General features: G+C 65.4%; 15 protein-coding genes. 10 read left to right on the forward strand and 5 right to left on the reverse strand.

Annotated features, from left to right (window positions below; all coding sequences use genetic code 11):
• The first annotated feature begins 61 nt into the window (after window positions 1–61).
• On the forward strand, window positions 62–472 hold the full coding sequence (mutT, locus tag AC0L20_RS30960) for an 8-oxo-dGTP diphosphatase MutT (RefSeq protein ID WP_027515145.1): 411 nt from the start codon (window positions 62–64) through the stop codon (window positions 470–472).
• A gap of 115 nt (window positions 473–587) precedes the next feature.
• On the opposite strand, the gene AC0L20_RS30965 is transcribed toward mutT, so the two are convergent.
• Window positions 588–1457: a methyltransferase domain-containing protein gene (locus AC0L20_RS30965; protein ID WP_473294371.1), complete on the reverse strand. Its 870-nt coding sequence runs from the start codon at window positions 1455–1457 to the stop codon at window positions 588–590.
• Between the two features lie 43 nt (window positions 1458–1500).
• On the opposite strand from AC0L20_RS30965, the gene AC0L20_RS30970 reads away from it, so the two are divergent.
• From AC0L20_RS30970 to AC0L20_RS30985, 4 genes are read left to right on the forward strand one after another with little or no spacing between them, the layout of a single operon-like run.
• Entirely contained in the window at window positions 1501–2298 is a 798-nt protein-coding gene (locus AC0L20_RS30970) for a ComF family protein (protein ID WP_473294372.1), read from the forward strand.
• Between the two features lie 47 nt (window positions 2299–2345).
• Window positions 2346–2621 carry a glutaredoxin 3 gene (grxC, locus tag AC0L20_RS30975; RefSeq protein ID WP_473294424.1) on the forward strand — a complete coding sequence of 92 codons (276 nt, stop codon included), beginning with the start codon at window positions 2346–2348 and terminating at the stop codon, window positions 2619–2621.
• On the forward strand, window positions 2618–3496 hold the full coding sequence (locus AC0L20_RS30980) for a carbon-nitrogen hydrolase family protein (protein WP_473294373.1): 879 nt from the start codon (window positions 2618–2620) through the stop codon (window positions 3494–3496). The genes grxC and AC0L20_RS30980 overlap by 4 nt, the downstream gene beginning before the upstream one ends.
• Entirely contained in the window at window positions 3493–3978 is a 486-nt protein-coding gene (locus AC0L20_RS30985) for a DUF1178 family protein (RefSeq protein WP_247464461.1), read from the forward strand. Before AC0L20_RS30980 ends, AC0L20_RS30985 begins: the two co-directional genes overlap by 4 nt.
• Here the strand turns inward: AC0L20_RS30985 and AC0L20_RS30990 are convergent.
• From AC0L20_RS30990 to AC0L20_RS31000, 3 genes are all read right to left on the reverse strand, one after another.
• Window positions 3975–4874 carry an EamA family transporter gene (locus AC0L20_RS30990; RefSeq protein WP_473294374.1) on the reverse strand — a complete coding sequence of 300 codons (900 nt, stop codon included), beginning with the start codon at window positions 4872–4874 and terminating at the stop codon, window positions 3975–3977. The two genes, AC0L20_RS30985 and AC0L20_RS30990, sit on opposite strands and share 4 nt — an antisense overlap.
• A gap of 265 nt (window positions 4875–5139) precedes the next feature.
• A complete protein-coding gene (gene ubiG, locus AC0L20_RS30995; protein ID WP_473294375.1) occupies window positions 5140–5913 on the reverse strand; it encodes a bifunctional 2-polyprenyl-6-hydroxyphenol methylase/3-demethylubiquinol 3-O-methyltransferase UbiG in 774 nt (257 codons plus the stop codon).
• Between the two features lie 14 nt (window positions 5914–5927).
• A complete protein-coding gene (locus AC0L20_RS31000; protein WP_473294376.1) occupies window positions 5928–6395 on the reverse strand; it encodes a PH domain-containing protein in 468 nt (155 codons plus the stop codon).
• A 149-nt stretch (window positions 6396–6544) separates the two neighbouring features.
• Between AC0L20_RS31000 and AC0L20_RS31005 the strand changes: the two genes are divergently transcribed.
• The 5 genes from AC0L20_RS31005 to AC0L20_RS31025 all read left to right on the forward strand — a co-directional run bounded on the left by AC0L20_RS31005 (window position 6545) and on the right by AC0L20_RS31025 (window position 13629).
• Complete coding sequence (locus AC0L20_RS31005; RefSeq protein WP_247363095.1) at window positions 6545–7801, forward strand: aspartate kinase; 1257 nt, start codon at window positions 6545–6547, stop codon at window positions 7799–7801.
• 269 nt (window positions 7802–8070) lie between these two features.
• Window positions 8071–10338 (forward strand): phosphoenolpyruvate--protein phosphotransferase, encoded by a 2268-nt coding sequence (ptsP, locus tag AC0L20_RS31010; RefSeq protein ID WP_247432538.1) that lies wholly within the window; start codon window positions 8071–8073, stop codon window positions 10336–10338.
• Between the two features lie 56 nt (window positions 10339–10394).
• Window positions 10395–11480 (forward strand): peptide chain release factor 1, encoded by a 1086-nt coding sequence (prfA, locus tag AC0L20_RS31015; protein WP_473294377.1) that lies wholly within the window; start codon window positions 10395–10397, stop codon window positions 11478–11480.
• A gap of 7 nt (window positions 11481–11487) precedes the next feature.
• Window positions 11488–12369, forward strand: coding sequence for a peptide chain release factor N(5)-glutamine methyltransferase (gene prmC, locus AC0L20_RS31020; protein WP_473294378.1), 882 nt, complete (start codon window positions 11488–11490; stop codon window positions 12367–12369).
• 462 nt (window positions 12370–12831) lie between these two features.
• Window positions 12832–13629, forward strand: coding sequence for a DUF4167 domain-containing protein (locus AC0L20_RS31025; protein ID WP_456766673.1), 798 nt, complete (start codon window positions 12832–12834; stop codon window positions 13627–13629).
• A gap of 71 nt (window positions 13630–13700) precedes the next feature.
• Here the strand turns inward: AC0L20_RS31025 and AC0L20_RS31030 are convergent, their stop codons facing one another.
• Entirely contained in the window at window positions 13701–14447 is a 747-nt protein-coding gene (locus AC0L20_RS31030) for a methyltransferase domain-containing protein (RefSeq protein ID WP_456766674.1), read from the reverse strand.
• Window positions 14448–14521: the final 74 nt, after the last annotated feature.

The raw sequence follows: 14521 nt of genomic DNA on the forward strand, positions 1-14521 counted from the left end.
ACAGGCCTTAACAGGGTTAACGAATCGTTGCGAATGACCTTCAGCGAGCGACATTCCAGGCATGGCTGATCTCAAACTGACGCTGGTGGTGGCCTGTGCGCTGGTCGACGCCGACAACCGCGTCCTGATCGCGCAGCGCCCCGAGGGCAAGACGCTGGCCGGCCTCTGGGAATTTCCCGGCGGCAAGTGTGAGCCCGGCGAGCGGCCGGAACAGAGCCTGATCCGCGAACTCCACGAGGAGCTCGGCATCACCGTCGCGGAGCCCTGCCTGGCGCCGCTGACATTCGCAAGCTACGGCTACGAGACCTTTCACCTCCTGATGCCGCTCTACATCTGCCGACGCTGGGAGGGACAGGTCACGCCACGCGAAGGCCAGACCCTGGCCTGGGTCCGCGCCAACAAGCTGCGCGACTATCCCATGCCGCCCGCGGACATTCCGCTAATCCCGCATTTGATCGATCTGCTGATGTGAGCTCAGACCTCATCCTGAGGAGACTGCGCAGCGGTCGTCTCGAAGGATGGCTGCGGATGAGAGCCGGGCCTGCATGGTTCGAGACGGCGCTGACGCGCCTCCTCACCATGAGGAGTTACGTCCCTCTCGCCTTCTTCACCGCCTCCGCCAGGCTCGCCTTGGCTGAGCCGGGCTTGAGCGGCTGCTGCTGGCTCGCATGCGGGGCCCAGCCGGAGAGCCAGATGATATCGAATGTCGCACGGATGCGGCCGTCGGCATCGGCAAAGCGTTCCGCGTAAATTTCGGCCATCCGCAGCAGCGTCGATCGCCGGCTCGGCGTGCGGCGTCGTTCGATCAGTACATTGGCGGCGCCCATGCGCCTGATATCCTGCATCAGCGCGAACGCGTTGGCGTAGCGCACCACGACGCGGTCGACATCGGTGACCGGCAGCGCAAACCCCGCCCGCTGCAACAGCGCGCCAACGTCGCGCAGATCGGCAAACGGTGCGACGCGCGGCGACACGCCACCCTCGCATTCGGCCTCCGCGGCGGCAAAAGCCTGACGCAGCTCGGTCAGGCTGTCGCCGCCGATCATCGCCGCCAGCAGCAGCCCGTCCGGCCTCAGCGCGCGACGGATTTGCGCGAGCACACCCGGCAGATCGTTGACGAATTGCAGCGCTAGCGCCGAGAGCACGAGGTCGAGGCTTTCCGGCGCAAAAGGCAGCTTCTCCGCACCCGACGCATCGAGCTCAATGCGCTCGATCGAGGGCAGTCGCGCGCGCAGGACCGCGAGACCCTCGCCGGGCGTCCAGAGATCTGCCGCTGTGTGAAACTCCCGCATCACCGCCGCCAGCCGGTCGGACATGTCCTCGGCGACCCGATCCAGCAGGAAGCTCACGGCACCTTGCGCCTGCGCGCGGCGCTGTCGCGCGTGCAGCAAAGCACGATCGAACAAAGCGGGCGGGGTTTGCGGGTCTTGAGCCATGCCGCTGGTTACGCCGATCATGCTGGTTCTGGCAATCCGGTGCGTGCGGCGCTAGCTTTCGGCCATGGCATCCGACGTCGCCCCCTTCAGCTCCATCGCCGCTCCCCTGCGTGCCGCATGGACGGCTGGCCGCCACGTGCTGTCACGTGCGGCACGGCTTGCGCTCGACATCGCGCTGCCGACGCTGTGCGTGTCCTGCCGCGAGCCGGTCGACGGCGAGGGCGTGTGCGCGGCGTGCTGGGCACGGCTGTCGTTCATCGAACGGCCCTACTGCCCGCGGCTCGGCATTCCTTTTGTGTACGATCCCGGCCCCGACATGCTGTCGATGGAGGCGATCGCGAGCCCGCCGGCCTACCAGCGGGCGCGCGCTGCGGTGCGTTATGACGACGTCGCACGCACCCTGGTGCATGCGCTGAAATACCAGGACCGCACGGATCTGGCGCCTGCCATGGGCCGCTGGATGGCGCGCGCGGGCGGCGAGCTGCTCGCCGAGGCCGACATGCTGGTGCCGGTTCCCCTGCATTGGCGAAGGGCTTGGCGCCGCCGCTACAACCAGTCCGGAGCGCTGGCGCGGATCATCGAGCAGCAAAGCGGGGTGAAAGCGAAGGCTGAGGTGCTGCGCCGGGTCCGCGCCACCGAGCAGCAGATCGGCCTGTCGCGGGCCCAGCGCACCACCAATGTGCAGGGCGCATTCCAGGTATCCCCCGACCGTCAGGCGGAGGTTCAGGGTCGGCGCATTGTCCTCATCGACGACGTCCTGACGTCCGGGGCGACGCTGGATGCCTGTGCGCGGGCCCTGCTCCGGGCCAAAGCGGCGCAAGTGGACGTGCTGGTGTTTGCCCGGGTTGTCGAGACCCGGTGAAGTCCCATATAATTCAATGAATTCATGACATGAAAGCGCCAGGCAAGATGACCGCTGCTGTCGAGATCTACACGAGGCCGGGCTGCGGCTATTGTTCCGCCGCCAAGTCGCTGCTGACCCGCAAGAAGGCGACCTTCACGGAGTTCGATATCGCCAAAAATCCGTCCTGGCGTCAGGAGATGTACGATCGCGCCGGCGAGGGTTCGACCTTCCCGCAAATCTGGATCGGCGGAACCCATATCGGCGGCTGCGACGAGCTCTACGCGCTCGATCGCGAAGGCAAGCTCGACGCCATGCTCGAAAGCGTCAAGGCGGAGTCATGAGCGACAACAGGACCTTCACGGCGGCGATGGTGCAGATGCGCACCGGCCTGATGCCCGAGCCGAGCCTCGCGCAGGCCACTAGGCTGATCCGCCAGGCTGCGGCCAACGGCGCCGACTACGTGCAGACGCCCGAAGTCAGCAACATGATGCAGCTCAACCGCAAGGCCCTGTTCGAGCACCTCCAGAGTCAGGACGACGACAACTCGCTGAGGGCGTACCGGGCGCTCGCGGCCGAACTGAAGATCCACATCCATGTCGGCTCGCTGGCGCTGCGCTTTTCCGAAGAGAAAGCGGTCAACCGCTCCTTCCTGATCGGGCCCGAGGGCAATGTGCTCGCGAGCTACGACAAGATCCACATGTTCGACATCGAGCTGCCGGACGGCGAGAGCTATCGCGAATCCGCCAATTACCAGCCGGGCGAGACGGCGGTGATCTCCGACCTGCCCTGGGGCCGCGTCGGCCTGACGATTTGTTATGACGTGCGCTTCCCCGCGCTCTACCGCGCGCTGGCCGAAAGCGGCGCATACTTCATCACGGTACCCTCGGCCTTCACCCGCAAGACCGGCGAGGCGCATTGGCATGTGCTGTTGCGTGCGCGCGCGATCGAGACCGGGTGCTTCATCTTCGCCGCGGCGCAGGCAGGCCTGCACGAGAACAAGCGCGAGACCTATGGCCATTCGCTGATCATCGATCCCTGGGGCGAGATTCTCGCCGAGGGCGATGTCGAGCCCGGCATCATCATGGCAAAAATCGACCCGGCCAAGGTCGAGACCGCGCGCCGCGCCATCCCCTCGCTCCAGCACGGCCGCCGCTTCGGCGTCGCCGACCCCAAGGCGGGGCCGGACCATCTGCACCTGGTGCGGGGATCGGCATGATCCGCTACGCGCTCCGCTGCGACCGGAGCCACGACTTCGAGAGTTGGTTCCAGAGCTCGGCCGCGTACGATTCTCAGGTGAAGCGCAAGCTCGTGACCTGTCCGATCTGCGGCTCGGCCAAGGTCGACAAGGCGATCATGGCGCCGCGCATCGTCGGCAAGAAGGGCCGCGGACGCGCCACGCCGCCGCCCGAGCCCACCGCCACGACGCCCGCGCCCGAGGCTGCGCAATCCGCACCGACCTCGCTGTTGATGGCGCAGGAGCGCGAGCTGCGTGCCAAGCTCAAGGAGCTGCGCGACCACATCGTGAAGAACGCCGACAATGTCGGTGAGCGATTCGCCACCGAAGCCCGCGCGATGCATTACGGCGACAAGGAGCATCGTCCGATCTACGGCGAGGCCTCGCCCGACGAGGCCAAGTCGCTGATCGACGAAGGCATCGAGGTGTCGCCGCTGCCGACGCTGCCGGAAGATCGGAATTAAACTCCCACCAGCACCGCCACGCCGATCACGATCAGCGCGATGCCAATAACCTCGCGCGGCGCGATCGGCTGCTTGAACGAATAATACGCCACGCCTTGCGCGAACAGCACCTCGATCAAAGCGAGGGTGCGGACATTGGCGGCGGCCGTCAGCGCGAACGCCAGGAACCAGAACTGCGAGGCGAACGCGCCCATGAAGCCGGCGAGCAGCGATGGCTTCCAAAGCCCCAGGATCGCCTGAAGCACCTTCGGCGCGCGCCAGAGCAGATAGATCGTCAGGATCAGCGTCTGCACGAACAGGCCGAGCACCAGCGTGAAGGACGCCGCCGTCACGAACGAGACATCAGGCACGTTGATGATGGCGCCGCGGAAACCGACCGCCGACAACGCGAACGCTGCCGCCGCGACGAGACCGGTGATGGTCGGCTTCAATTCGGCAAAACTCTTCTCGCCGCCGGGCCGCAGCGCGGTGATGACGACGCCGATTGTCGCGATCACGATCGCAAGCACCTTCAGCCATGTCAGATGATCGCCGAGGAAGACGAAGCCGAAGATGGCGGTCTGGATCGCCTCGGTTTTCAAATAGGCGGTCGTCACCACGAAGGAACGGTCGTTCATGGCGAGCAGCATCAGGCCGGTCGCGACGATCTGGCTGAGCGCGCCGAGCAGCAGCCACGGCCAGAACACGCCGGGCGGCATACCGAGATGATCACCGGTGGCGACCAGCACCACCGCGAGAAACAGCAGCGAGAACGGAAAGCCGAACAGGAAGCGGATATTGGTTGCGCCCCAGGTCCCCAGCGGCTTCGTCAGCGACCGCTGCATCGCATTGCGCGCGACCTGGCCGAGCGCGGCAATGACGGTAAAGGGAATCCAGAGGCTGGCGATGGTGAACATGGGGATGGGGTGCGGGGGGCCAGAGATCGCGGCCAACCTGCCGCTAGCTGTTCAATGGGTCAACCACACGAACGTCATGGGAGCGATGCTATCGCCACAAACTCAATCGTCGTCCTGGACAAGCGAAGCGCAGATCCAGGACCCATTACCCCAGGGAGCGGTTTGGCGAAGATTCGTGGTTATCAGCCTTCGCCTAACTAGACCCTGGGGTAATGGGTCCTGGCCTTCGCCAGGACGACGCCGAATGTTTGGAAGCGGCGCGGCCTCACACCATGCCTTCCGCCACCACCATGTAGTTCACGTCCATGTCCGACGAGAGGGTCCATTTGTCGGCGAAGGGTGAGTAGACGACGCCGGTCTGCTCGGTGATGACCAGGCGATTGTCGAGCAGGTATTTCGTCAGCTCGTCGGGAGTGACGAACTTGTTCCATTCGTGGGTGCCGCGCGGCAACCAGCGCAGGACGTATTCGGCGCCGACGATGGCGAGCGCAAAGCTCTTCCAGTTCCTGTTCAGCGTCGAGACCACCATCAGGCCGTTCGGCTTCAGCATCGCGGCGCAGCGCTTCAGGAAAACGCCGACGTCGACGACGTGCTCGACCACCTCCATCGCCAGCACGATGTCGAAGCGCTCGCGCGGATCGATCTCCTCAACCGTGGTGCAGCGATAGTCGATCGCGAGATGCGCCTTGTCGGCATGCAGCTTCGCGGCCGCGATGTTGCTGACCGACGGGTCGACGCCGATGACCTGCGCGCCCAGGCGCGACAGCGGCTCGCAGAGCAGGCCGGCACCGCAGCCGATGTCGAGCACGCGCAGACCACCGAGGCAGTTGAGGCTGCGCACATTGCGCTCGAACTTGCGGCAGGCGGCATCGCGGATGTAGCCGAGCCGCAGCGGGTTGATCCGGTGCAGCGGCGCCATCTTGCCGTTAGGGTCCCACCACTCGGCCGAAAGTTTTGAGAATTTCGCGATCTCGGCGGCGTCGACGGTCGAGCCCGGCGCGGTGGTCGCTGTTGCGGAAGTATTTTGCTGCATGCTCATGGTTACGCGCGGTCCTACCGCGTGGTGATCGAACTGCGGAAGGCGAGCGGCGAGGCGATGGTCCGGATGGTTTCGCGACCCTCCCCCACGCCGTTGATGGTGACGTCGCCATAGTTGAGAATACGTCCAAGAATGGTCTGATTCACATCGACGCTCTCGACCTTGTCCAGCGCCATCTCGAAGGTCCGGCGCTTGATGAAGCCGGTCTTGTGCACGACCCGCAAATTGGTCACGTCGGTCTCGGTGGTAAAGCGATGGAACCAGCCCTTCACGGTCCAGTACAGCGCCGCCAGAGCCACCAGGCCGGCCGCGACGAGACAGAGCAGGACGAGCCCCTCGACGATGGTTTGCCGGGACAGGACGAACAGCGCCAGCGCCACGATCCAGGCCAGGATCGCCGGAAAATAGAAGATCCAGTGCGCATTGGTCGAATACAGCACCCGCTCGCCCGGTTGCAGGATCTCGTCGATATAACGCGCCATGACCTCGAATAACCCATTGCCCGGATTGGCCTGGGCAGGAACCCGCTTGCCCCCGGCCCCGCCCCTCTGTATACGCGCGGTCGGTATCGCAGGCACCCGTCCAGCGCGGGTCACCATACTTATCCTTATGAGGGAATGCACGCGTCGTCATGAGCCGCCTCGTGATGAAATTCGGCGGCACATCCGTCGCCAACATCGAACGTATCCGCAACGTCGCACGCCATGTGAAGCGTGAGGTCGACGCCGGCCATGAAGTGGCCGTGGTCGTCTCGGCGATGTCCGGTAAAACCAACGAGCTGGTGGCCTGGTGCACCGAGGCCTCGCCGATGCACGACGCGCGCGAATACGACGCCGTGGTCGCCTCGGGCGAACAGGTGACCTCCGGCCTGCTTGCCATCGTGCTTCAGGGCATGGGTATCCAGGCCCGCTCCTGGCAGGGCTGGCAGATCCCGATCACGACCAGCGACGCCCATGCCTCGGCCCGGATCGAGGGCATCGACGGCAGCGAGATCATCAAGCGCTTCAGGGAGCGCAAGGAAGTCGCCGTGATCGCCGGCTTCCAGGGCATCAACCCGGAGACCAACCGCATCACCACGCTCGGCCGCGGCGGCTCCGACACCTCGGCCGTGGCAATCGCCGCCGCCGTCAAGGCGGACCGCTGCGACATCTACACCGACGTCGACGGTGTCTACACCACCGATCCGCGAATTGTGCCGAAGGCAAAGAGGCTCGACAAGATCGCGTTCGAAGACATGCTGGAGCTAGCCTCCCAGGGCGCCAAGGTGCTCCAGGTCCGCTCGGTGGAACTCGGCATGGTCCACAACATGCCGATTTTCGTCCGCTCGAGCTTCGACAAGCCCGAGGATATCGACCCGCATGCCAACCAGCCGCCCGGCACGCTGATCTGCAGCGAGGAGGAGATCATGGAAAGCCACGTCGTCACCGGCATCGCCTTTTCGAAGGACGAGGCCCAGATCTCGGTACGCCAGATCGAGGACAAACCCGGCGTGGCGGCGTCGATCTTCGGCCCGCTCGCGGAGGCCAACATCAACGTCGACATGATCGTGCAGAACGTCTCCGAGGACGGCAAGACCACCGACCTCACCTTCACGGTTCCGGCCGCCGACTACACCAGGGCCAAGGAGACGATCACCGCGGCCAAGGGCCAGATCAATTATGCCCGGCTCGACACCGCGACCGATGTCGCCAAGATCTCGGTGATCGGCAGCGGCATGCGCAGCCATGCCGGCGTTGCCGCCCAGGCGTTCTCGGCCCTCGCAGGACGGAATATCAACATCCGGGCCATTACAACCTCCGAGATCAAATTCTCGGTCCTGATCGACACCGCCTATACCGAGCTTGCGGTGCGCACCCTGCATACGCTCTACGGTCTCGACCAAGCTTAGGCTAATTTTCTCTTAGCGGTCGCAGCAAACGCTGAGGTCTCCACACTTTCGCGTTTGGCAGGCGTTTTGCTTGGCAAAACAAGCCCCAATTCGCTATACGGCGAACAGGGTGGGCTGCCGGAAACTGTGCCCCAGTTGAGGCGGTGCTGATTCGGCCCAGGCAACCGCCGGGGCTGGCGCCGGACGAGCAAATTTGTTGTTTTTCTGGATTTCTGGGCGAGCCGCCGCGGGTCCTTTCGGCCCCGGCAGACGGAGGAGATTGACGGTTCATGCGGAGCGCGTCGGGAGGTCCCCGCGTCTTGTTGAGACGGCTCCGCGAAACCATGGCGGAGCAGGTCTCGGCCCAGGAGCGGCTCGACAAGATCGTGGTGCTGATCGCGGCCAACATGGTGGCCGAGGTGTGCTCGGTCTATGTGCTGCGCGTCGACAACACGCTCGAGCTCTATGCCACCGAAGGCCTCAACCGCGAGGCGGTGCATCACACCGTGCTGACCGCCCATGAGGGCTTGGTTGGCCTTGTCGCCAGCGAGGCGACCCCACTCAATCTGAACGACGCACAGAGCCACCCGGCGTTCTCGTTCCGCCCCGAGACTGGCGAAGAAATCTACCACTCCTTCCTTGGCGTGCCGGTCCTGCGCGCCGGCAACACGCTCGGCGTGCTGGTGGTGCAGAACCGCGCCAAGCGCAACTATGTCGAGGAGGAGCTCGAGGCGCTTCAGACCACCGCGATGGTGCTGGCGGAGCTGATCGCCTCCGGCGAGCTGTCCGCGCTGGCCCAGCCGGGCCATGAGCCCGCGGCACGTCATTCGGCGCAGAAGGTCGGCGCCATCCTGTCGGAAGGCATCGCGCTCGGCCATGTCGTGCTGCACGAGCCGCGCGTCGTCATCAAGGACTACATCGCCGAGGACCTGCCGAAGGAGATCAAGCGGCTCGACACCGCGCTCGCCAAGCTACGCGCCGATCTCGACCGCATGCTGGAGCGCGGCGACGTCGCGGAAGGCGGCGAGCATCGCGAGGTGCTGGAAGCCTACCGCATGTTCGCCAACGACCAGGGCTGGTCGCACAAGCTGCACGAGGCGGTCGCCACCGGCCTCACGGCGGAAGCCGCCGTCGAGCGTGTGCAATCCGACACCCGCGCGCGCATGCTGCGCTCGACCGATCCCTATTTGCGTGACCGGCTGCATGATCTCGAGGATCTCGGCTATCGCCTGATGCGGCAGCTGGTCGGCCAGGATCACGCGCCGTCACGCGAACAATTGCCCGACAATGCCATCGTCATCGCGCGCGCGATGGGCCCGGCGGCGCTGCTCGACTACGACCGCAAGCGCCTGCGCGGCATCATATTGGAGGAAGGCACCGCCAATTCCCACGTCTCGATCGTGGCGCGCGCGCTCGGCATTCCCGCGGTCGGCGAAGTCCCGAACGCGCCTGGTATCGCCGATCCCGGCGACGCTGTCATCGTCGACGGCACCTCCGGCATGATCTATGTGCGCCCATCGCAGGAGGTCGAAGCGGCCTTCGCGGAGCGTGTGCGCTTCCGCGCCCGCCGCCAGGCGCAGTATCTGGCGCTGCGCGACCTGCCCTGCGTCACCAAAGACGGCCAGAAGGTCGAGCTGATGATCAATGCGGGTCTCGCGATCGACCTGCCGCATATCGAAGACACCGGCAGCGCCGGCATCGGCCTGTTCCGCACCGAGCTGCAATTCATGGTGGGCCAGAGCCTGCCGCGCACCAGCGACCAGCTCGCGCTCTATCGCACCGTGCTGGATGCCGCCGGCACCAAGCCCGTCACCTTCCGCACCCTCGACATCGGCGGCGACAAGGCGCTGCCTTACATGGAAGCGGTGATCGAGGAGAATCCCGCGCTCGGATGGCGCGCGATCCGGCTCGGGCTCGACCGTCCCGGCCTGTTGCGCGGCCAGATCCGCGCACTGCTGCGCGCCGGAGGCGGCCGCGCGCTGCGCATCATGTTCCCGATGATCTCGGAGGTCGCCGAATTCGATTCGGCGAAGGCGCTGGTCGAGCGCGAGCTGACCTATCTGCGCCAGCACGGCCATACGCTGCCTGAAAGAATCGACATCGGCACCATGGTCGAGGTGCCGGCGCTGCTTTATCAGCTCGACGAACTCCTCAAGAAGGTCGACTTCATCTCGGTCGGCTCCAACGATCTGTTCCAGTTCCTGTTCGCGGTCGACCGCGGCAACGCAAAAGTCTCCGAGCGCTTCGACACCATGTCGGCGCCGATCCTGCGCGCGCTGCGCGACATCGCACGCAAGACGCAAGCCGCGAAGAAATCGCTGTCGCTCTGCGGCGAGATGGCCTCGAAGCCGATCGGTGCGCTGGCGCTGATCGCGATGGGCTATCGCTCGCTGTCGCTCTCGGCCACCGCGCTCGGCCCGGTCAAGGCGATGGTGATCGATCTCGACGCCAAGAAGGCCGAAGCGATGCTCGGGCCGTTGCTGGACGCGCCCGCCGGCAGCGTCTCGATCCGGCAGAAGCTGACGGAATTTGCCGAGGCTGAAGGCCTGGCCTTGTAGCGGGCCTGTCGCCCCTTCCTGTCGCCTCGCCTTTCCCGCATTTTGAGACTGAACCGATGTCGTCACTCCCCGAAGCCAAACTGGACGTCCTGCTCGCGCATCACGCCTCGCTGGAGGCCGAATCGCTCGGTCAGCTCGCTTCCGAACGCTATGTGCAGATCACACGTGAACTCGCCGAGCTCACGCCATTGATCGAAGCGGTCAAGACCTATCGATCGGCCGTCAAGGAGCTCGCCGACACCGAGGCGCTGATCGCCGACCCCGCGACCGATGCCGAGATGCGCGCCATGGCGGAAGCCGAGCGCGGCGAGCTGACGCCGAAGATCGAGGAGCTGATCCAGAAGATCCGAGTCGCGCTGCTGCCGAAGGACGCCATGGACGACCGCAACGTGGTGCTGGAAATCCGCGCCGGCACCGGCGGCGACGAGGCTTCGCTGTTCGCCGGCGATTTGTTCCGGATGTACGAGCGCTTCGCGGCCCTGCAGGGCTGGAAGGTCGAGGTGATCTCGGCCAGCGAAGGCAGCGTCGGCGGCTATAAGGAAATCATCGCAGAGGTGCAGGGCCGCGGCGCGTTCTCGAAGCTGAAGTTCGAGTCGGGCGTGCACCGCGTGCAGCGCGTGCCGGACACCGAGACGCAGGGGCGCATCCACACATCCGCCGCCACCGTCGCCGTGATGCCCGAGGTCGAGGAGGTCGATGTCGAGATCCGGAACGATGATTTGCGTATCGAGACCATGCGCGCCGGAGGCGCCGGCGGCCAGCACGTCAACAAGACCGAATCGGCGATCCGCATCACCCACATCCCGACCGGCATCGTGGTGATGATGCAGGACAGCCGCTCGCAGCACAAGAATCGCGCTTCCGCCATGAACATCCTGCGTTCGCGCATCTATGACGCCGAGCAGCAACGCCTCGACGCGGCGCGCTCCGCCGAGCGCAAGGAGAAGGTCGGCTCCGGCGACCGCAGCGAGCGCATCCGCACCTATAATTTCCCGCAAGGACGCGTCACCGATCACCGCATCAATTTGACGCTCTACAAGCTGCCGCAGGTGATCGCGGGCGAAGCGCTGGGCGAACTGACCGACGCGCTGACCACCGAGCACCAGGCCGCACAGCTCGCCGCCCAGGGCGCGGCGGCGTGACCGGCGCGTGAGCAATCCCTTCACCGGATTATCCGTTGAGAGCGCGCGGCGCGCGCTGGCCGCGCAACTGAGATCGGCGCAGCTCGAAGAAGCCGAGCTCGACGCGCGTATCCTGCTCGGCGCGGCACTTGGACTTGATCTCACAGGCCTCGTTGCGCAGGCCGCCCGCCGGCTCGCGGAAGCCGAGACGTCGCGGCTCGCGCAATATGCCGGGCGCCGCATCGCCGGCGAGCCGGTCGCCCGCATTCTCGGCACACGTGAATTCTGGGGCCTGCCGTTTCGTCTGTCGGAAGCGACGCTGGTGCCGCGCCCCGATACCGAGACCGTGGTCGAACGCGCGCTCGAACTCTTTCGCGAGCGGCAACACTCCCATCAGATCCGCATCGCGGATATCGGTACCGGCTCCGGCGCCATCCTGCTCGCGCTGCTGCACGAAATTCCCGGCGCCTTCGGCGTCGGCACCGATCTCAGTCTGAGCGCGCTCAAGACCGCCAGAGACAACGCCGCGGCTCTGGGCCTCGCCGACCGCGCCACCTTCGCCGCCTGCTCCTACGCAGCCGCGCTCCGCGGCCCGTTCGACCTCGTCGTGTCGAACCCGCCCTACATCCCGTCGGCGGAAATTCCGAAACTGAGCATCGAGGTGCGCGAGCATGATCCGCATCTGGCACTCGACGGCGGCAATGACGGTTACGACGCCTATCGGGCCCTGATCCCGCAGGCGGCTGAACGTCTCGCCCCCGGCGGAGCGCTGATCGTCGAGGCCGGACAGGGCCAGGCCCGAAATATTGAAACCTTGATGATTGCTGCCGCGTTGGTGATGGACAGGCCACCCAAGGCCGATCTGGCGGGCATCCCGCGGGCGGTTTCGGCCCGGAAAATGCCCCCATAAAAGCCGGATTGGGCTGCAAAAAACCTCTTGGAATATCCCTTGGGAACGACTACCTTCCGATCAACACATCGGTGCCGGCCCCGTAGACTTACGGGCGAAAGCCGGGCTCTCGGGCGAGAGCTTACTGATAACGGTTCCAAGCCGCAGGTCCTGTTGAGCGCGATGGCCATTTGAGCTGCGCTGCTTACCGACCGCAACGTGAACGAAAGCCTGATATTGCGCTTGAAGACTTACGCAACAAAGCAGGGCTTGTTTCGGCAGGCGATATGAATGGGTTCGCTGGCGATGGATGCTGGCGGTGGGGAACGCGTCTTTTGTTGAACGCGACGGTCGACGAACATCGGCAGGGATCAATCCGCTCTTGCGTGCGGTTGCGCGCAAGCGATGTGAACCGCTGTCATCAGGTCACTCTCGGCAATCAGTAATGCGTGCAACCTTTAGGGCTGGAATTAAAGGCAGGACATGAGAAACGGTCAGAACAAGCAGCGGATGCGCAACCGCAACAATAATAACAATAACAATAACAACAATAATAACCGGCGCGGCCAGAACCCGATGACCCGGGTCTACGAGTCCAACGGACCCGACATCAAGATCCGCGGCACGGCTTCGCATATTGCTGAAAAATATCTCCAGCTCGCGCGCGACGCGCGCTCCTCCGGAGACCCCGTTGCGGCCGAGAATTACTACCAGCATGCCGAGCATTATTTTCGCCTGATTGCGACGGCCCAGGAACAGTTCCGGCAGAACCAGCAGCCACGCGGCGACGAGCCCATCAGCAATAGCAGCGGCGACGACGGCGAGGACGACGGCGAGAATTTCTCGAACTTCGGCCAGGAGCCGGGTTTTGTCCCACAGCCGCCACCGCAGCCCTTCACGCGCGACCGCGACGGCCCGCGCGATCACCAGCCGCGTGATCATCAGCCCCGCGACAACCACTATCAGCGCGACAATCAGCAGCCGCGCGAGCATCGCGAACGCGACCATCGTCCGCAGCCGCAATATCAACCCCAGCCGCAACCGCTGCCGCTGAACCAGCCCCAGCCCGTCGTCGCCGACGCCGTCAGCGTCGATCGTCTGCCCTCCTTCATCACCGGCCCGCAGCCGCAGGTGAGCAGTGGCGCGCCCGGCCAGGCCGGCTTCGAAGGTGCTGGTGGTGGCGAGCGCTTTCCACGGCGCCGCCGCCGGCCGAATGGCCCGCGCCCCGAGCGCGAAGCCGCTCCGGCCGCCTCGAGCGACGAAGTGGCCCCCGGCGAGTAAGCTTTTCGCCGGACATCCTGCGCCAGATACCCTGACCTGAATCGTCCCGGCCTGACCGGGACGATTTGTTTTTAGCTGCGCGTCGCCGTCGTCGAGGACGGCACCAGCACCGGCTTCGCCAATGAGGGAATCAGCCGCGCCCGCTCGCGTTTGGCGGGGATCGCGCGGTAGACCTGCTTGGTCGCCTCGACGATGTGCACGCCGGCAAAGGGCAGCGACAGCGCCGCGCCGGCCCGCTCCCACATCTGTGCGGATTTCAGCACCCAGCCGCCGGCATAGGGCGGCATGAACAGCGCCTCGCCCCAGGCGGTCGGGGTGAACCAGGTCTGGCGCAACAGGTCCGTGATCTGCGAGCGCGAGTAGGGCCGGCCGTGACCGAACGGCGTGCTGTCGGTGCGGGTCCAGACCCCGCGCCGGTTCGGGATCACCGCAATCACGCGACCGGACGGCGACAGCACCCGCCATGCCTCGCGCAGAAGCGCGGCCGGATCGTCCGACATTTCCAGTGCGTGGACCAGCAGGATGCGATCGACCGCGGCGTCGGGAAGCGGCAGCGAGAACTCGTCCACCAGCGAGGCGAGCGCCGGCCGTCCCGTCGGCCATTTCAGGACGCCCTGGGCCGACGGCATGAAGGCGAGGCAGCGCTCGGCGTCCTCGCGGAACAATCCGAGATAGGGCGTGGGATAGCCGAAGCCGAGCACCCGCTGGCCATCAACGCGCGGCCAGCGCTCCCGAATGCCGCGATTGATCATTTGCCGCGCCACAATCCCGAGGCGACGGGAGTAGAACTCGCGGAGGTCGACGACATCAATGGTCATGATCGCAATGTAACATGCACGAGGTGGCCGCCGCGCGCGGAATATTGCATTGCCTGCGCAACGTTAACGCCATA

It is taken from the genome of Bradyrhizobium sp. Kon58, from assembly GCF_055807455.1.